At 51.8% G+C, this 19,381-nt stretch carries 12 protein-coding genes; 5 read left to right on the top strand and 7 right to left on the bottom strand.

What is annotated here, in order from left to right; all coding sequences use genetic code 11:
* Window positions 1-4: 4 nt before the first annotated feature.
* Window positions 5-2,950, bottom strand: coding sequence for a helicase-related protein (locus DHN43_RS15505; RefSeq protein WP_108819179.1), 2,946 nt, complete (start codon window positions 2,948-2,950; stop codon window positions 5-7).
* Between the two features lie 959 nt (window positions 2,951-3,909).
* On the opposite strand from DHN43_RS15505, the gene DHN43_RS15500 reads away from it, so the two are divergent.
* From DHN43_RS15500 to DHN43_RS15490, 3 genes are all read left to right on the top strand, one after another.
* Window positions 3,910-4,629, top strand: coding sequence for a LuxR family transcriptional regulator (locus tag DHN43_RS15500; protein ID WP_057461895.1), 720 nt, complete (start codon window positions 3,910-3,912; stop codon window positions 4,627-4,629).
* A gap of 341 nt (window positions 4,630-4,970) precedes the next feature.
* The gene (pyc, locus tag DHN43_RS15495) at window positions 4,971-8,417 is read left to right on the top strand and encodes a pyruvate carboxylase (protein ID WP_108819178.1); all 3,447 of its coding nucleotides are present in this window, start codon (window positions 4,971-4,973) and stop codon (window positions 8,415-8,417) included.
* A 299-nt stretch (window positions 8,418-8,716) separates the two neighbouring features.
* Complete coding sequence (locus DHN43_RS15490) at window positions 8,717-9,322, top strand: acetate uptake transporter (RefSeq protein WP_108819177.1); 606 nt, start codon at window positions 8,717-8,719, stop codon at window positions 9,320-9,322.
* Between the two features lie 50 nt (window positions 9,323-9,372).
* Here DHN43_RS15490 and DHN43_RS15485 read toward each other — a convergent pair whose 3' ends face one another.
* Both DHN43_RS15485 and DHN43_RS15480 read right to left on the bottom strand, forming a co-directional pair.
* Entirely contained in the window at window positions 9,373-10,122 is a 750-nt protein-coding gene (locus tag DHN43_RS15485) for a glutamine amidotransferase (protein ID WP_108819176.1), read from the bottom strand.
* Between the two features lie 15 nt (window positions 10,123-10,137).
* Complete coding sequence (locus DHN43_RS15480; RefSeq protein WP_108819175.1) at window positions 10,138-10,617, bottom strand: TerB family tellurite resistance protein; 480 nt, start codon at window positions 10,615-10,617, stop codon at window positions 10,138-10,140.
* A 366-nt stretch (window positions 10,618-10,983) separates the two neighbouring features.
* On the opposite strand from DHN43_RS15480, the gene DHN43_RS15475 reads away from it, so the two are divergent.
* Complete coding sequence (locus tag DHN43_RS15475) at window positions 10,984-13,968, top strand: AsmA family protein (RefSeq protein ID WP_108819174.1); 2,985 nt, start codon at window positions 10,984-10,986, stop codon at window positions 13,966-13,968.
* 109 nt (window positions 13,969-14,077) lie between these two features.
* Here DHN43_RS15475 and DHN43_RS15470 read toward each other — a convergent pair whose 3' ends face one another.
* Both DHN43_RS15470 and DHN43_RS15465 read right to left on the bottom strand, forming a co-directional pair.
* Complete coding sequence (locus DHN43_RS15470; RefSeq protein WP_108819173.1) at window positions 14,078-16,360, bottom strand: xanthine dehydrogenase family protein molybdopterin-binding subunit; 2,283 nt, start codon at window positions 16,358-16,360, stop codon at window positions 14,078-14,080.
* 2 nt (window positions 16,361-16,362) lie between these two features.
* Window positions 16,363-16,827 carry a (2Fe-2S)-binding protein gene (locus tag DHN43_RS15465; protein WP_082827038.1) on the bottom strand — a complete coding sequence of 155 codons (465 nt, stop codon included), beginning with the start codon at window positions 16,825-16,827 and terminating at the stop codon, window positions 16,363-16,365.
* A 100-nt stretch (window positions 16,828-16,927) separates the two neighbouring features.
* Here DHN43_RS15465 and DHN43_RS15460 point away from each other — a divergent pair, with 100 nt between their 5' ends.
* Entirely contained in the window at window positions 16,928-17,620 is a 693-nt protein-coding gene (locus tag DHN43_RS15460; RefSeq protein WP_208995443.1) for a TetR/AcrR family transcriptional regulator, read from the top strand.
* Here DHN43_RS15460 and phnN read toward each other — a convergent pair.
* Together phnN and DHN43_RS15450 are read right to left on the bottom strand one after the other, a co-directional pair.
* A complete protein-coding gene (gene phnN / locus DHN43_RS15455) occupies window positions 17,571-18,203 on the bottom strand; it encodes a phosphonate metabolism protein/1,5-bisphosphokinase (PRPP-forming) PhnN (RefSeq protein ID WP_108819171.1) in 633 nt (210 codons plus the stop codon). The two genes, DHN43_RS15460 and phnN, sit on opposite strands and share 50 nt — an antisense overlap.
* A 26-nt stretch (window positions 18,204-18,229) precedes the next feature.
* Window positions 18,230-19,378, bottom strand: a complete 1,149-nt coding sequence (locus DHN43_RS15450; RefSeq protein ID WP_108819268.1) for an alpha-D-ribose 1-methylphosphonate 5-triphosphate diphosphatase — start codon at window positions 19,376-19,378, stop codon at window positions 18,230-18,232.
* Window positions 19,379-19,381 lie beyond the last annotated feature (3 nt).

Below are 19,381 nucleotides of genomic sequence, written 5' to 3'. Positions count from 1 at the left end.
GCGACTATTTGTCGCCCTTTTCCAAGTTCTGTTTCAAGGACATCAGTGCTGCAAACGGAGAATCCGGATCCAACGGCTTGTCTTTGCGAGGAGCAGGCTTGCCTTGCTGGCCGCGGTTCTGGTCTTTGCTAAAGCCACGGCCTTTACCGCCAGGCTTACCAGGATTGCGACGCTGCTGAGTGTTGTTGTTGCGAGGACCGCCACGACGTTCGTTGCCACTGCGTGTATTGCGCTGACGTTCGTTGTTGTTGCGACGTCCACCGAAACGACCCGGGCGCCAGATTTCAACAGTAACTGTTTCCATCTCTGGCTCGCCAGCTTCTTCCTCAGGAGCTTCAGCAGGTGCTGCTTCTTCAACTGGTTCAGCTGGAGCCTCTTCGGTTGCAGGTTCTTCCGCTACCGGTGCTGCAGTTTCGCCTTCAATCTGTTCTGCTTCCGCACCTTCAGGTGCTTCAACTGGAGCTTCAGGCTTCTTGGCGACAGGGCGCTGTTCTTCGCGTGTTTCCAGACGGTAACCAAGAGACTTCAGGATGTTTGTGAAGTCTTCGCCTGCACAACCGAGCAGGGAGGTCATGGAAACAGTGACGGTGAATGCGCCGCCTTCTGTCAGGGCACCTTCTGGCGGCTCAATGCCTTCTTCCAGAGGTTTCCAGGCTACCAGCGGACGAATGATGTCTGCCAGGCGTTCCAGAATATCGACGCGTACAGCCCGTGGACCACAAACGCGGAAGCCTACGACGCGATACAGCGCGCCTTCGATCTCCGGATCTACAGGAACGGACGTACGGCCAGATGCGGACAGCTGAGGAAGTTCAGTCAGGCCTTTGATCTCGCCTTTGCCTTCTTTCAGCGCCCAGAGCTGCGCGAGCAGCTGGCTTGGTGCTGGTTTCAGAAGAGCAGGGACATAGATGTGATAGGCGCCAAAGCGAACTCCGAGCTTGCGGAGTGAACCGCGCATCTGCTGGTCTAGCTGACGGATGTCATCAGAAATTTCCTGACGCTCAAGGATGCCAAGGCTCTCGGTCAGGCGGTATGCCACGCCACGAGCGATGCCTTCGATCTCTTCGCCCTGTTCCAGGTCGAAAAGCGGCTTCAGGAGTGTTTCGATGTGTGTCTTGATCCATAGATCAAGGCGCTCCTGCACCATATCGCGTGCAGGTCCCGTCAACTGCTCATCAGCAAGAATGATCAGGGATGGGCGCAGGGTCTGTTCACCAGCTATCAGGCGGGCGATAGATTCACCCTGCCATCTTAATGTGCCGTCTGCGGAGAGGATGAACTCTTCGTTGGGCGCGCGGGATAACCGTTCTGCACGGTTTTCAATCTCGCTAGCTAGTGCTTTTTGGGCCGCAGCACGGACAGCTTTTTCTTCCTGTCCTTCTGCCGTTGCATCCGGAGCAAAGCGGAAGCCGTGAAGCTGGCCAATGTGCTGTCCTTCTACAAGGACATCTCCGGTTGCGGTGATCTCCGCTTCGAGCATTTTGTTCTCTCTCAGACGTCGCATCAATACGCTGGTTCGCCGATCCACAAACCGCTGTGTAAGCCGTTCGTGAAGGGCATCTGATAATCGATCTTCTATGCCGCGCGTCACTTCCTGCCAATGAGCAGGATCGTTCAGCCAGTCGGCACGGTTTGCCACAAAGGTCCACGTACGGATATGTGCTATCCGGTTCGCCAGTGTGTCTATATCCCCATCGGTTTTGTCTGCCAGTTTTATCTGACTGTTAAACCAATCATCCGGAATGGCTCCATCCCGGATCAGATGGGAATAAATCCCTGTTACGAGATCTGCATGGTTTGCCGGAGCTATCTTGCGATAGTCTGGAACCTGACAGGTATCCCACAGTAATGAAACTCTTTCTTGCGTCGTCGCGAGGGAAAGAATGTCCCTGTCACGATTAGCAAGTTCGAGAACACCGATATCCTCCGCCGGAGGGGCTTTGGTCAAGCCCTCTTCTCGCGGAGAATGCTCCAAACTGCGCAAAAGTGCGCGAATCGAGGAAAAATCGAGATTTGGGTTGCGCCATTGCAGCACTTTGAGGGGCTCAAACTCGTGAGATTCGAGTTGATAGACAAGTTCGTCGTCAAAACCGGGTACGCGGCCCGTTACACCAAAAGTACCATCTCGCAGGTGTCGGCCTGCTCGTCCGGCGATCTGGCCAGTCTCTGACGGGGTCAACTGGCGGTACTGATAGCCATCAAACTTGCGGTGCCCGGCGAACGCGATGTGGTCTACATCTAGGTTCAAACCCATACCTACAGCGTCGGTGGCAATGAGCCAGTCAACGTCGCCGTTCTGGAACAGGTCAACCTGAGCATTGCGCGTTCTTGGAGAAAGAGAGCCGAGGACAACTGCTGCACCGCCGCGCTGACGGCGGATGAGTTCTGCGATGGCGTACACTTCATCGGAAGAGAAGGCGACGATTGCAGAGCGACGCGGGAGGCGCGTGATCTTTTTAGAACCTGCGTATGTCAATATGGACATGCGCGGTCGCGTGATCACATTCAGACCCGGCATCAGCTTTTCGAGCAAGGGGCGTATTGTCGAGGAACCAAGCAGCAGAGTTTCCTCTCTGCCACGCAAATGCAGGATGCGGTCTGTAAAGACATGGCCACGTTCCAGATCGCCAGCCAGCTGCACTTCATCAATGGCAACGAAGTCCACGTCGAGATCTTTTGGCATTGCCTCTACAGTAGAGACCCAGAAGCGTGGGTTCTTCGGGATGATCTTTTCTTCGCCTGTAATCAGCGCGACAAGATCTGGCCCCTTCTTCTCTACAAGACGCCCGTAGACTTCTCTGGCCAGCAGACGGAGTGGTAATCCGATAAGGCCAGACGAGTATGCGCTCATCCGCTCGATAGCCAGATGCGTCTTACCAGTGTTCGTTGGCCCCAAAATCGCAGTGACAGACCGTGATCTTGTTGTTCGGTGCAGCGTGTTCTTGTTCATCTAGAAGTGCAATTCCGTAGTCTATGGCCAAACGTATCTCGGTACCCAATTCTTCGGTTGGGATACTGAAAATGCCCGTGCGGTGCCTCACCCAATGAAGTGGCATTTATATGGCAGAGAAAATCGCTGTAAAGCTCTGGAATGAATAAAGACGAAAAATGCTGATGATGAGTGCTGGAATGAAGTTTCAGTTTCATACCGGCATAAAAGGGTTTTTTGCGTATACGTTATTGTTCGCCTGCTGCTTTCGCTGAATAAGATGCATGACTATAACGTGCAGTATGTGCCGTTTTGGGTAGGTTACATCGTGTTAAATGGTTACAAGAAGCCTGAAGTTTTGCGGGTTATGTGTAACACATTCGCCGTTGTTACTAGCCGATTTCATTAGTAAATGTCTTGTATTAGCATAAATTTTGCCAATTCTAATTGCCCCCAGACATGCCGCGGATAAGTGTTAGATGAGGCTTGTTGCCACTTCTGTTTTAACCAGTGAGTTTCATCGGGGAGGAGTTATCCCCGCTTTCCCCTCAGCCGTATCGTTAAGTTTTTTGCATCTATGCAGAATGAAAAGAAACACGGAATCTAACTGCGATACCTTGCTAATTGCTGGAATATTTTTCCTATATTACATACGCATCCGTATTGGTGGGTGTGCAATCTAAGGTTAACGTTTTATTAACCTGCTCCTAACAATAGCTTTTTCCAAAGAAATACTAATTCGATCTTTAAGTTTAAAGTTTTTCCTTCTGAGCTTTTCGAAAAAGACATAGTGCAATTTAACAATGTCAATATATATGGACGTAATTCTATTGGTATAGAAGTTAAATTGAATAGATTTCTTTCCCAATATGAAAACAATGAGCCTCGAATAGAAGATGGGTGATAGATACACCTTCTATATTGAGTGGATATTGCGTAGAGTAAGGTTGTTGGAGGCATAATATGTAGGGGTGTATAAAATGAATCCGTTGACTGCTGCACTAGAATTTGTTGAATCTATTAATAATGAAGAAACATCCGAAGGTGTTTCTAAGCGTATTGCTGAACTTGGCCAGTCTTTTGGCTTTACAAGCTTCTGTCTCGCTGCGATCCCCGAAGCTGGCGCATCTTTTGATGGGTCAATTATGTTGAGTGGTTGGCGTCCTGAGTGGCAACAACGTTATCTCGACCGTGATTACGTACAAAACGATCCGATTGTTGCGAAGGCGCGTACTGCAAGTCGTCCATTCTTATGGTCAAGCGTTGCTCGTGATCGCAATATTACTGCCGCTGCACAGCAAGTTCTGTCAGAAGCGCGCGATTACGGAATGTATGACGGCGTCTGCGTGCCAGTGCATGGCCTTCAAGGCTATCAAGGCATGTTGATCTTTGGTGGGCCGGAAGTACGTCTGAATGAACGCGAAATCAGTGTTCTTCATCTCGTTGGCATTTACTCGAGCAATAAGGTGCGCGAATTGATTGGTGCTAATACCAGTCGGCCCCGCCATCGCCTTACCCCTCGTGAACTTGAATGCTTGAAATGGTCTGCTGCAGGGAAGACAAGTTGGGAGATTAGTCAGATCCTGAGTATCTCTCAGCATACAGCAGATTGGTATCTGGCTTCCGCTGCCAGAAAACTGCACGCTGCAAACAGAACACATGCTGTGGCCGAGGGTTTCCGGCTGGGCTTAATTCGTTAAGCCAAAATGACACCTACCTATGCTCTCGGCAGGGTTCGCATCGCGAATCCTGCTGTTTGCACATGAGCGATCGGATAAAAGTTGCACCTTTAGTCGTAAAAGTAGAAAATTTTTCGTGAGATATATTAGAGAAGTCAAAATTTACGGTGTTTGTGTATATATTTTTACGTGTTTAGTTTTTCTCAATTGTACGATAAATTCCTTAGAATTTCCCCGTTTTCTTAATGTTTTGTGACCCGGTAAATATAGTAATGGCTCATGTGACTATAAATTAATCTTTCCATAGAGGGATTTGCTCGACTATAAAGCCCCAAAATACATAGAGACTGGGGGACCTAACTTTGGCTATTCAACGAATATTGGTTGCTAACCGCTCAGAGATTGCAATTCGAGTTTTTCGAGCTGCAAATGAACTTGGTCTCCAGACAGTTGCTGTCTTTGCTGAAGAAGACAAGCTGGCTTTACACCGTTTTAAGGCTGATGAAGCTTATCAGGTGGGTAAAGGCCTGGGTCCAATCGAGGCCTACTTGTCTATCGACGAGATTATCCGCGTCGCGAAAGAGCAACGCGTTGATGCAATTCATCCGGGTTATGGCTTCCTTTCCGAGAGTCCAGAGTTTGCTGAGGCATGCGGTGAGAACGGCATTATCTTTATCGGCCCATCGCCTGATACAATGCGCCGCCTGGGTAACAAAGTAGCAGCACGTGAACTGGCGATTAAAGCTGGCGTTCCTGTTATGCCTGCGACGGATCCGCTTCCTGAAGACATGGAAGAAGTGAAGCGTCTTGCTTTGCAGATCGGCTATCCGGTGATGCTCAAGGCGTCATGGGGCGGTGGTGGCCGCGGCATGCGTGTGATCCGTGATGAAGAGACGCTTCTTCGCGAAGTTGTTGAAGCGAAACGTGAAGCGAGAGCAGCGTTCGGCAAGGACGAGGTTTACCTCGAGAAGCTTGTTGAGCGCGCCCGTCACGTTGAAGTTCAGATCCTTGGTGATCAGCATGGCAATCTCGTACATCTGTTTGAGCGCGATTGTTCCATTCAGCGCCGTCACCAGAAAGTGGTTGAGCGTGCGCCTGCACCATATCTTGATGAAGAAAAGCGCCGTGAGCTTTGCGAGTATGGCCTGAAGATTGGCCGCGAAGTGGATTACTGCGGTGCAGGCACCGTTGAGTTCCTGATGGATGCGGATACCGGCAAGGTTTACTTCATTGAAGTGAACCCGCGTATTCAGGTGGAGCATACCGTTACTGAAGAAGTCACCGGCATTGATGTGGTTCGCGCACAGATCCGCATCGCGGAAGGTGGTCGTATTGGCGATAAAACGGTTACCGGTGTTCCTGAGCAGAACGCGATTGAGTTGAATGGTCATGCGCTTCAGTGCCGTATTACGACTGAAGATCCTGAGCACAACTTCATTCCGGATTATGGCCGCCTGAGTGCTTATCGCGGTGCGACCGGGTTTGGTATCCGTCTTGATGGTGGCACGGCTTATGCTGGCGCGGTGATCACCCGTTTCTACGATCCACTGCTTGAGAAAGTGACCGCCTGGGCGCCAACGCCTGAGGAAGTATGCGCGCGTATGGATCGTGCGCTGCGCGAATTCCGTATTCGCGGCGTTGCGACCAACCTGATTTTCCTTGAGCGGATCATTGGGCATGCGTCCTTCCAGGACAACTCTTACACAACGCGCTTTATTGATGACACGCCTGAGCTGTTTGAGAACATTAAAACAGCTGACCGTGCGACGAAGCTGCTGAACTACATTGCTGATGTCACTGTAAACGGCCACCCTGAAACAAAGGGACGCCCGAAACCACCAGCTGATGCACCGGCACCTGTGGCGCCGAAGTTCAAGTTGCCAGTAATGGACGGGACCCGCCAAAAGCTGGAGCAACTTGGTCCTAAAGAATTTGCCAAGTGGGTGAAAGCTCAGCCGCAAGTGCTTGTTACCGACACGACGATGCGTGATGCGCACCAATCTTTGCTTGCCACACGCATGCGTACCTACGATTTGGCGCAGGTTGCTGATAGCTATGCCCAGGGTTTGCCTGAGTTGTTCTCTTTGGAATGCTGGGGCGGCGCGACCTTTGATGTGTCCATGCGCTTCCTGACTGAAGATCCTTGGGAGCGTCTGCGTCTCGTACGCGAGAAAGCACCTAACCTGCTGATGCAGATGTTGCTTCGTGGTTCCAACGGTGTGGGTTATGCGAACTATCCAGATAACGTAGTTCAGCATTTTGTGCGTCAGGCTGCTGAATCTGGTGTTGATGTGTTCCGTGTGTTTGACTGCCTCAACTGGGTTGAGAACATGCGTGTGTCCCTGGATGCTGTTCAGGAGCAGGGCAAGCTGTGTGAAGCAGCGCTTTGCTATACTGGCGACATTTTGAACAGTGCGCGTCCGAAATATGATCTGAAGTACTACGTCAATCTGGCGAAAGAGCTTGAAACTGCGGGTGCGCATATTCTTGGTATTAAGGATATGGGCGGTGTGTTGAAGCCGCAGGCTGCGAAGGTTCTGATCAAGGCGCTGAAAGATGAGATCGATATTCCGATCCACTTCCACACGCATGACACTTCCGGTATTGCGGCCTCTACTGTTCTGGCGGCTGTTGAGAGTGGTGCTGACATTGTTGATTTGGCGATGGATTCCCTATCAGGTCTGACCTCTCAGCCATGTATGGGTTCCGTTGTTGAAGCTCTGAAAGGAACTTCTCGCGATAGCGGTCTGGACACAGATCGTATCCAGCAGATTTCCTTCTACTGGGAAGCTGTTCGTACACAGTACCGTGCGTTTGAGAGCGATCTACGCTTTGGGGCTTCTGAGGTTTATCTGCATGAGATGCCTGGTGGCCAGTTCACCAACCTGAAAGAACAGGCGCGTTCGCTTGGTCTTGAGATGCGTTGGCACGAAGTGGCGAAGGCTTATGCGGACGTGAACATGATGTTTGGTGACATTGTGAAAGTGACGCCAAGTTCCAAAGTTGTTGGTGACATGGCGGTGATGATGGTGTCTCAGGGCATCACACCGGAAGATGTTATTGATCCGAATAAGGAAGTCTCCTTCCCGGAATCCGTCGTCAACATGATGCACGGTGACCTTGGTATTCCTCCGGGTGGCTGGCCTGTTGAACTGCAGAAGAAAGTTTTGAAGGGGCAAGAGCCGATTACGGTTCGTCCTGGGTCTTTGCTTGAAGCTGAGGACATGGATGCCAAGCGTAATGAGCTGACAGGTGTTCTGGGTCGTAAAGGTTCTGAGCAAGAACTGTCCTCTATGCTCATGTATCCGAAGGTTTACACTGAGTTTGCCAAGGCTCAGGACAAGTATGGCCCGACCAGCGTGCTTCCAACGCCAACCTACTTCTATGGTTTGAAGGTTGGTGATGAGATTATGGCTGAGCTGGAGCCGGGTAAGACAATGGTTATCTCTTGTCTTGCGATTGGTGAAACTGATGAGCATGGTGAAAAGCGTGTGTTCTTTGAACTGAACGGTCAGCCTCGGAACATCCGTATTATCGACCGCACTCACAGTGCTGCAAACACACCTGCGCGTCGTAAAGTTGATGACGACAATGAGCTTCAGGTTGGTGCGCCAGTACCAGGTGTTATTTCCACACTAGCTGTGAAAGCTGGTCAGGCTGTGAAAGCTGGTGATCTGCTTGTCTCCATTGAGGCAATGAAGATGGAAACATCTGTTCATGTGGAGCGTGATGGTGAGATCAGCGAAGTCTGTGTGGCTCCGGGTGATCAGCTTGATGCGAAAGATCTGATTGTTACCTTTAAGGGATAAGCCCTGAAGGTATTTGCTAGTCTGGATTAACCAGCAATGCGTTTGGTGCATGAGCACTATGCATTGCTGGTTTTTTGTTTTAGTGACGAAATTATATATAGTTATCAGAATGTTATATGTTTTCAACTGCGATGCATGACGTTAGGTATTGCTACGTTCCGTAGTAGTGCGGTTGCTCCTGTCTGTGTCCTTCTGTACTCAGCGCTCCAACTAATTCAACAATGTGTTTCCCAATTTCTGATCTTTAGGAACTGCCTTCCTACCAGGCCAGAGTTGGGTTTTTTATTGAGGGTGCAACCGTGCAAACTAAAACAGGAAACCCAGCAGTTATCGGCCTTGCTGGATTTGGTATGACGACTTTTGTTCTGCAAATGGTGAACATTGGTCTTCTGGAAAACATGGGCCCAGTGCTCTGGCTTGGCGTTTTTGTTGGTGGTCTTGCGCAGTTGGTCGCTGGTTTCCAGACAGGAAAGACTGGCAATAACTTCGGTTACAGCGCTTTCACCATTTACGGTGCATTCTGGCTGGCGTTTGCAGGCATTCTTGTTGGCAACAAACTGGGCTTTTATACATCTTCCCATTCTGACATCGGCTTCTTCTTGCTGCCATTCACCATCTATACCGGCATTATGTTCTACGGCGCGCTGCACATTCACACTGCAGAAGCTTCCATCTTCGGCAGCCTGCTGCTCGGTTTCATCCTGCTGGTTCTGGGGCATTTCGGTCCAGCGGTCTTCAACGTGATTGCCGGTTACGTGTTGATCCTGTGCTCTTTCTGCGCATGGTATGTGATGGCGCACATTATCTATAAGGATGTTTGTGGTCGTGATGTGCTGCCAGTTGGTTCGCCAATCCTGCAGCCGGGAGAAAAGATTTCTGGCGCAGAGGCTGTTGCAGCTGAATAACTAAAGTGCAAACCTATATGAAAAGGCCCGGCAATGACCGGGCCTTTTTGCTATTTAGCTGAATGAGATGACCAGTGACTGGCGGGTTCAGATGCGTAGCCGATCCAGTTGTCCATGAAGTTTTCCAACCAATGTAGAACTGCCGGGTCGTACACAAAGCGCTCGCGGAAGTGTTCGCCGCGCTTTTTGGCTCCAGGCAATACAAGACGACTTGCTGCGCGAGTGGTCCAGCGGCTCATCATGGCGTAGGTGAGTTCCGGGTGAAACTGGATGCCGAATGCATTATCGCCCACGCGGATCGCTTGATTTTTGTAGGTTGGGCTTGAAGCCAGGAGCTCTGCACCTGTGGGAAGAGAGAAACCTTCTCGGTGCCATTGATAGACCTGCTGTGGCCATTCCATTAGGTCTGTACCGGACTGAGTTGCTTCCAGCGGATAATAGCCGATCTCAACCAATCCATCATCATGGCCTGTGACTTGGCCACCAAGGTTTTTGGAGAGCATTTGCGCACCAAGACAGATGCCCAGGAAGGGTTTGTTTTCTTTGAGCGGAACACTGATCCAGTCGATCTCTTGCTTCACGAAGTCATCGGTGTCATTGGCGCTCATTGGACCGCCAAAAATGACAGAGCCCGCGTGGTCAGCAAGTGTGTCCGGCAGTTGGTCACCAAAACGAGGGCGGCGAATATCCAACTCGAACCCGCGCTTGACCAATTGCTGCCCGACGCGACCGGGGTTTGATGTTTCCTGATGCAGCACCACCAGAATTTTGGCTGGGTGCTGATTATTCCGCTCTAACATTGTAAATCAAAACCTTCAGGTCGAAGAAGGGCTATTGCCACTCTGTCGTTTGGCTACTTTTTGCTTAAGCTTCATGCGGTCTCTGGAGGACACGCCTAATAGCTCGGCAACGCGCCAAATTGTGTTGTCTTCAAATTCATGGACGGACCCATCTGCGTAGACCATTTCCCAGAGTGCCTCGATGACTGTCAGGCGTTGCTCCGGCTCCAGTTTGCGCTTGAGGACTGATGTGAAGCCATAAAGATCAACTGCATCCTCATCACGTACTTTGGCGAGGTCCATCAGCTCTTTTGTGTCTTCCTCATTCAGCTCATACTGTTGCTGTAAGACGCGTTTTAACTGGTCCAGCTCCTGCTGCTCAATCTCGCCATCTACAGCGATGATATGGAACATGAGTGCTGCGACCGCCAGCCGTTCATCGTCTTCGGAAAAGCGGCCTGCTTCTTCCTGCTCGGTTGACAGGTCTTTGAAGAACTTTTTCAGGGCGTCCAGCATTCATGTGCTCCGTGCAACTATTGGTTTTCTTGCACTTTAAAATAGTGCTTTTCTGTTGTGCTTAAAGATGATTCAGATCCGAATGGAATACTATTGATACGCAAAAACAATTACAAAAGCCAAGGAAAAGGACAGAAATACGCCAATTTGAAGCCACGTGATACTGCGACAATTGGGAGCAAATATGATAGAACGCAGTGGTTCAGGATAGGTTGTGCTTTTGTTCTGGGTCTTGAAAGGCTTTAACCAATCATAATTTAGACGTTTTCTACGGGCTTTTTGCCCTGTATTTGTTGAGTACAAGCTGCTTACATGAGAGTCCTTTTTCGGGCCTCACGAAACCGTCCACTAGGATACTAAGACTAAATGAAACGCTCTCTTCTTATTTTTGGAGCTCTTGCCGCTCTTGTGGTTTGTGGTCTGGTGCTTGCGCCACTTCTCGTTCCGCAGAAACAGCTGAAAGCCCAAATTGCAGAGTCTTTTGAGACAGCAACCGGATGGAAGCTGCGTCTTGACGGGCGCACGAGTGTGGATCTGTTTCCGACACTGGCGATTGAAGTTGATAATGTTGGCGTTGCAGGTGTTGCGCGAGCTGACGGGATTGAGTTTGCACGGGTAGAGAAAGCCCGGTTCGAGCTGAACTCTCTGCGTTTGCTGACTGGTGGCAACATCATCCGCAACATTGAGCTTGTCGAGCCAGAGTGGACGCTTGAATTTGATCAGAAAGGCGGCGCGTCCTGGCAGCCGCAGCTTTCTGAGGGTGACGAAGGGGAAGCCTCTCTGGTTGCTGCAAATATTGCAGGCCGCGTTGCTTCCTTTATGCAGCAGTTGGACTTGGACACCGTCAGCATTCAAAAAGGTGTCGTTTCTTACAGTGAACCTGAGCAAGAAGCACCAATAGTTCTTTCTGAGATCGATCTCGTGCTTAATTTTGAGCATGACGGTGATGGCCTGACAGCAGAAGGTGCGTTTAATCAGAGTGACGAGCGTTATGTTGTTGGTGGGCGTGTTGGATCAGTTACCGCGCTGAGCGAGGCTCGCGCGACGTCTGTTGAGGCTCATGTAACTGGACCTGCTCAAGAGAAAGTTCGTTTTAATGGCCAGCTTGCCTTTGGTGCACGGCCCGTTGGCACACTACAAGTTTCTGTTGAGTTGCCGAGCCTTGCTGCTGTTGCTGCACAACAGGATGCGAACTTGCCAGAAGGTGTTGGCAGTGGTGCACTGACAAGTGAGCTGCAGTTCCGTCAACGTGGGGTTCGCACAAAAGACCTTTCCATTACTGCTGGCTCTGTTGGCTTTGGCGGCAACATTGCGCTGAACTACCTTGAAGACGGTTATGAGTTGAAGGGGCAGGTCAGCGGACAGTCATTGAATTTTGAGCAGCTTTTGCGCTTGGTTGGGCTGGATGTTCCTGCATCCGGTTTTGCCAATGTAGATGCTTCGTTCTACGGCGTTGGCCAATCCTATGATGAGTTGGTTGCTGCGCTGGAAGTTGATGGTGGTGCGATCCTGCGGAAGGGGCGTGTCGCTGACATTCACCTGCCAAATATGCTGGCGGTTGAAGGGCGCGACGAAGCTCTTGATGACATGGATCTGACTTTTGTCTTCTCAGGCCTGTCTCAGCCACTACAGCTGCAAGGCACCGCGCGCTGGCATGGTGAGCCGATTGTTTTGCAGGGTGGTCTGCGCTCTGATGCGAATATAGATCTCGCGTTCTCCAGTGAGATGTTTTCCGGGAGTTTGACTGGTCCGTACTCATTGCGTGATGGCTTTGATGGGATCTTTGCTTTCCAGACAGATGACTTCAGCAATTTTGCCCGTTGGTATGGTCGACCGCTCCCTCGCTATCTGCGCGGTCAGAAGCTGGAGCTTTCTGGTCAGTTTGAAGCTGATGATAGCGGTGTCGCCTTTGAGAATGCGCGGTTTGTTCTGGATGACACAAGCCTCAAAGGAACTGGCCGTCTGGATACAGGTGAAGTTCCAAAGCTCAGTGGTGAATTGGAAGTTGCGCATGCGTCTTTCGATAAGATGTTCTCTCGCAGTGATGAGAAGAATGCCAAGGGCGAGGGCGCTTATGACTTCTCCGTCTTGCGCAGTTTTGATCTGGACCTGGCGCTTTCCATTCAGGACCTGAAGCTTGGTGCGCTTCGTGGACGGAATGCAGAGCTGAAAGCAGCGCTGTCTGATGGCCGATTGGCTTTGGATGTTGCCCGTGTTGGCCTTTATCAAGGCGAGGGTGCTGGCAAACTTCTTCTGAACGGCGCAACGGTTAAACCGGGTATCTCTGCTGAGTTCTCGCTAAAAGGTATTGATGCGGCTCCATTCCTTGCATCGCTCAGTGATATGCCGCGGGTTGATGGTAATCTGTATGCTGAAATGGATGTGAACACCTCCGGTAAGACACCGAGTGACCTCTGGGTCAATATGGGTGGAGCGCTCAGCTTTCAGCTTGGCAACGGCATGTTGCATGAATTGGATGTGGATCGGTTGGTTGCCTCTGTCGGGGGCAAAGGCATTACGGGTTGGCCGTTTACGGACAATGATCAGACTGAATTTTCCAGCTGGGGTGCTGATGTGATCTTTGATCAGGGTACTGCTGAATTTCAGGCACTGACGTTGCAAAGCAAGACTGCATTGGTTGAAGGACGCGGTGCGATCAACATCAAAGATGGTGAGGTCCTGTGGTATCTGCAGCCAAGCCTGCTCGATCAGTCCAAGCTGGATGATGAGGGAGCTGCAACGACGCAGACCGCGGATATGGCACCGCTGAAGATCCGTGGATCGATCAACCTTCCGAGCTTTGAGCCTGTCGATATTCAAGAGTATGCAAGCGCGTCTTTTGGTGATGTGAAGCAGACACAAAAGCTTTCTGAAAAGCTGGCGAAGGATCTTGAAACTGCAAAGACAGTTGAAGAGGCGCAGCGTTTGCGGGCTGCTGCTGCAAGAGATGCGGCTGTTGCGTCACCTGAAGCTGCTAAGGATGTGGCAGCTGAACCAGCCGTGCTTGCTCAGCCATCAGCAGAAGATAATGATGTGACTACAGCCTCGGTTGGGGATGGTGATCTGCCTCCTCTTGCCGAAGGAGCCGTTGCGAACACTGATACCTCTAAGGTTGTCATGCCTGTAGCCAAGCCGGGAGAGGCGTCAACGCCTGCGGTTGCAGCTACAACACCGAAGAAATCACGGGTGATCGCAGCTCCGAAGCGGGACTTGAAGCGCCGTGATGTGGTGCCGCGTGGGCCGGGGAATGTGAATGTGGAAGCGGTCGCTGATGGAACCGCAGATCCTGATGCAACACTGAGCTCTCTGGAGGAAGCGTTTGGTATGCCAGCTGGCTTCCTCTCCGATTGATCAAGCCTCCATACAGAAATGAAAAGCCCGGAGCGGTGAATGCTCTGGGCTTTTTTTGTTTTGAGCGAATTCTTGTCGTTTGATTGAATACAATCAAACGGAACGCTCTTTAGATAAAGTCGATCTCGTTGCTGAGTGGCATCTGCCTGATGCGCTTACCTGTTGCTGCGAAGATTGCATTTGCCAATGCTGGCGTTGATGGTGGTGTACCAGGTTCGCCTGCACCACCCATTCGTGGAGAATTCTCCAGCAACTCAATGGTGATCTTGGGAGCTTGATGCATGCGCATGGCATCGAACGTGTCGAAGTTTGCTTGTTCGATCTCGCCATCAACCCATGTGATTTCCTGTCCCAGCGCCTGACTGAGCCCGAAGTTGATACCGGACATGATTTGATCCTTGAATATACCCGGATCAAGAACTATGCCCGGATCGGCAACGGCCCAGACTTCCTCAATAGTGACAGTGTTGTCGGTGACATCAACCTGAACCACTTGTGCGGTCCACGTACCGAAGGACAGAACGTGGGCGATGCCGCGGCCTTTGCCTGCGGGTAGCGGTGTACCCCAGCCGGACATTTCTGCGACGCGCTTCAAGGCTTCCCGTGCTGGCCGGAATTCATCGCTGGTTAGATGAGCCAAGCGGAACTCAAGTGGATCTTTGCCAGCTTTGTGTGCAGCTTCATCCATAAAGCTCTCATGAAAGAAACCGTTGACGGAATTGCCGACTGAGCGCCAGAAACCAATAGGCACCTGAAGATCTGCCACGTGAGCCTGACAGCGGATGTTTTCAACATCCAGCGGCTGATTGAAGGCGCCATCGAGTACTGTGTTGTCTGGACCTGCAGGGCTGATACCCGGGAAGATCCGTGGCATTACGCTCTGGATGATGGATGGGGAAGCCACCTGCATGTCCATGGTCTTTAACGTGCCATCCGGTGTCACCTGACCTTTGAACTGGCCAATCGCCATTGGACGGTAGGTGTCGTGCTGCGTGTCTTCTTCGCGCGTCCAAGTCACTTTTACTGGATTTGGTGCGGTTGCTTTGGCAATGACTGCAGCATAGAGCGCAAAGTCGACTTCCAGACAACGTCCAAAGCCTCCACCGAGACGGGTAGTGGTAACGTCAATGTTGGCGCTGTCCATGTCGAAGTGACTGGAGACAACAGACTGAATGAGGCCGGGAGCCTGTGTTCCAGTCCAGACACGGATCGTGTTTTCGTCGTGCTGGGCTGTCGCGTTCATTGGCTCCATCGTGGCGTGGGCCAGGAATGGGACACGGTATTGCGCTGATACGGCTTCACTTTCCGGGATAGATGTAAAGACCTCTGCATCAGATCCGGTGCCACCCAACTCGAATGTGGCTTCTTGCGTCAGTGCGTTTTCAAGGGCGGACCACATTTGATCGGAGTTTTGAAGGGAGAGTGGATCGTCCCACTCGATCTCCAAGGCTTCAGCGCCTTTGAACGCTGCCCAGGTGTTGTCAGCGACAACGCCCAGACCTTCACCCGTGATTGTTCTGATTTCGACGACATCTTTGACGCCAGGAATGGCGAGTGTTGCGGTCTTGTCGTAGCTCTTGAGGCTGACACCTTTGCGCGGGGCCATTCTTACGGTGCCGTAAAGCATGTTTGGCAGTTGTACGTCGATGCCGAAAATGCGGCCTCCGGTGACTTTGTCTTTCAACTCAACACGCTTTTGCGATTTGCCGAGGATCTTCCAGTCACTGGCTTTCTTAAGCTTCATCTCGCTTGGAGGTGAGACCGCAGCTGCTTTGCTGGCCAGCTCTCCATAAGTGACAGACTTGCCGGAGGCTGGGTCTGTGATGGTACCGTCTGCAAGTGTGAGATTATCTTCTGAGGTGCCGAAGTGTTCTGCTGCTGCTTTTAGCAGGACGAACTTTGCGGCATATCCGGCTTCACGCATCTTCACGAAGGCATCCGTCGTAGAGGAGGAGCCGCCCGTCATGTTCAGGCCGAGAAACTTGGCGACGATTTTCATCGAGCCGCGCGCAAGTTCTGCCAAGACACTTTCATCATAAAACGGGAAGGGGGTGGATTCCTCCAGCATTGCAGCATTGAAATAAGCCGGGCTGGATGGACCATGTTCCACAACCACCTGCTCAAGTGGAACTTCCAGCTCTTCGGCGACCAGAGCTGCCAGTGTTGTGTGGATGCCCTGACCCATCTCAGCACGTGGAGCGATGATAGTGATGGTGTTGTCTTGATCAATCATCACATAGGGATTGAACGGTGTTTCACCTTCAGCCTTCTTGGCGTCCAATGGGTTTGCATAGGGTTTTTGGTAGAAATAGAAGCCCACGGCAAGACCACCGGCAGCTGCAACGCCAAGGCCGAGAAAGGCACGGCGGGTGTATTTTCCCAATCGGCTCATCTTCAAGCTCCCAGCGTTTGTGCTGCGTCTTTGATCGCGGCTTTGATTTTTGGGTAGGTGCCACAGCGACACAGATTGGTCATGGCATCGCTGATGTCTTCATCGGTCGGGTCTGGATTTTCCTCCAATAGAGCGACTGCAGCCATGATCTGGCCGGACTGGCAGTAACCGCATTGAGGAACGGAGTGTTTCATCCACGCTTGCTGAACGGCATGCAGTTCATCGCCTTGGGAGATGCCTTCGATGGTGGTGATCTCACCTTCGACTTCTCCAACCGGCTGCGAGCAGGAACGCACGGCCTCCCCATCAATCAAAACGGTGCATGCGCCACAGGCTGCAATACCGCATCCGAATTTAGGGCCTTTGATATCCATAATGTCCCGAAGCGCCCACAGAAGTGGCATTTCCGGGTCGGCTTCTATCTCTTGTTTTTGACCATTCACGGTCAGAGGTATCTTCGGGTACATTTGTCTGGCGATCCCGTAAATTTATAGTTAGGAGACTTTTGTTCTCTTAACTTATGATCTGACAGATGTTTGTCAATGGACCTTGCCAAGTTTAATTGACATGGATTGGAATGAGACCTATCACCAAACTATGACCAACCAGAGTTTTCAGCGCGCCAGATCTGCCGAAGCGAAGGCACAGCGCCATAATGATCTTATACGTGCCGCGACCTGCGTGCTTGAGCAGGACGGCGTAGATGGACTGACCTTGCAGGCAATTGCCAGCCGTGCAGGTATCGTGAAATCCAACATTTATCGGTATTTTGAAACGCGGGAAGCCATTCTGGTTGAGTTGCTGCTACGTGATTTTGTCAAGCTGATTGAGGATCTGGAGCAGGAAGTCCCCGGTGAGATGGCTCCCGCTGATATGGCGAAGCTTCTTGCTGAAATGTTCGCGTCGCGTCAGGTGCTATGTGAGCTGATGAGTGAAATTGCTCCGACAATGGAGAAGAATATCTCCATTGATTGTGTACGTGATTTCAAGCGCGCCTTGCTGGTGGAAGCTGCCCGAGCAACAAGCGCTTTGCAAAAAGGGTTGCCGTGGCTTGATGCGGAAGAGGCGATGAGTGTCTTCTTCAGCATTCATGTGTTCGTTGCCGGACTGTGGCCTGTGACCAATCCACCGCCAGTTCTGGTGACACTCTACGAGGAGCCAGAATTTGCTCCACTCAAGTACGAATTTGCTCCGGCTTTGTTTGGCATGATCACCGCGCACCTGCTGGGCTTAGAGGCAATGAAAAAGCTCCGCGCATAAATGCCGTGATTGCTTGTTCCAGTTGCTTGATGCCGTCCTGAGGGTCGTTTGTGTTTTGTATTTCCACCAGATGCGGTAGTTCCGGTAGCGAAAGATCTGCGCGTCTCAGACGTTGCTCGATATCCTCTGTGGTTTCGCGGCCTCTCATGGACAGGCGTTGCGCGAGCACGTGGATTGGTGCCGTGATATGTACGACCAGCAGTTTCTCATACTTGCCAACGGCTTCTGCCAAGGCTTTTCGTGAGCCATTTGCAATGGCAATCCCGCCTTTGGCGATGTGGTGATCGACGCATTCCGGCAGAGCGTAGGTCAATCCATGAGCAGGCCACGACAATGCCACGCGTCCCTGATCGATGAGCTCCGACATGTCTTCGTGGCAGACTGCTTCGTGCGGTTCTGAGCCGGCATCTGCCGGACGGGTAATCAGGCGACGGGCAAATATGATGTTTGTATCGCCTTCACACTGCTCTTTATAGCCATAAATCAGTGTATCTTTGCCTGCACCGCTTGGCCCAACGACCATGATTAGTGCGCCAGGGCCAAGCTTTTTTGCTTGCTCCTGAGCTGTATCCAAAACCGTCACGATAGATCCCCCTCTCATCAGCTGTGCTATGCGACGCGATATCCTTCGCGCCAGACACCACGGACGATTGGCACGTCGCCAACCATTCGCACTTGCACCAGGTCCGCGCGGCGGCCAACTTCAAGTGCGCCGCGATCTGTAAGGCCCACAGCCTCTGACGGGATCTTGGTTACCTTTTGTACGGCTTCGGGAATGGAGATGCGCTCAATTTGCTGGGCTAGCAAGAAGGCTGCTTGCAGAAGGGAGACTGGAACATAGTCCGAGGACAAGACGTCCAGATAACCGGCTTCTGCCAGCTCACGGGCGGAAATGTTGCCGGAGTGGGACTTGCCGCGCACCACGTTTGGAGCCCCCATCAACACAGCCATGCCAGCTTCGTGTGAGGCCTTTGCCGCTTCCATGGTGGTTGGGAACTCAGCGACGTTGATGCCAAACTTGTTTGCTTCCTCAACGTGGGCAAGGGTCGCGTCGTCATGGCTGGCCAGCATCATGCCTGCAGCTTTGGCGCGGTCTGCGATCGCAAGGCGGTTCTTATCGGAGTTGCGATCTGCACGGGCCTGCATTTGCAGCATGAATTCCTGCATTTGCTCGTCCGAGAAACCCTTCTTGGTTTTGTAGTAAAGCTCGAACTGATCCAGAGAGGTGAACTGGCGTTGCCCCGGTGTGTGGTCCATCAAGGATGCGAGACGAACGCGTGGATCGTCATTGAACAGCTCAAAGCCTTCAACACAATTGTCGGCGGAAACCTCGCAGCGCAGGTGGATGTAGTGGTCAGCGCGCAGGCGGCCTTCTTGTTGACCGATCTCGATTGCATCCGCCATGGCCCGCATGTCTTGTGCAGTCAGGTCTGCGTCGTCTTCCATGCCAACGCGCAGGGCATCGAACACGGTGGTGATGCCAGAACAGGCAATCTGCGCGTCGTGGGCCTGAACGGCAGAGACTGCGTTCCATGTGACGCCGGGGCGGGGCTTGTAGTGGTTTTCGAGATGATCGGTATGCAGCTCGACAAGACCGGGAATGAGGTAGTCGCCTTCGCAGTCCAGTGCATTGGACGTATTGCCGTCGCTTAAGTCGCTGATCATGCCATTTTCGACTGCCAGTGTGCCTTCCAGCGTCTGATCGGGGAGGATCAGTTTTGCGTTGGTGAAGGTCATTGGTGTGTGTGGCTCGACCATTGT

The organism is Pseudovibrio sp. Alg231-02 (genome assembly GCF_900143565.1).
Lineage (GTDB): Bacteria > Pseudomonadota > Alphaproteobacteria > Rhizobiales > Stappiaceae > Pseudovibrio.
Note: the sequence above shows the minus strand (reverse complement) of the source record. Positions and strands in the feature narration are given on the sequence as shown.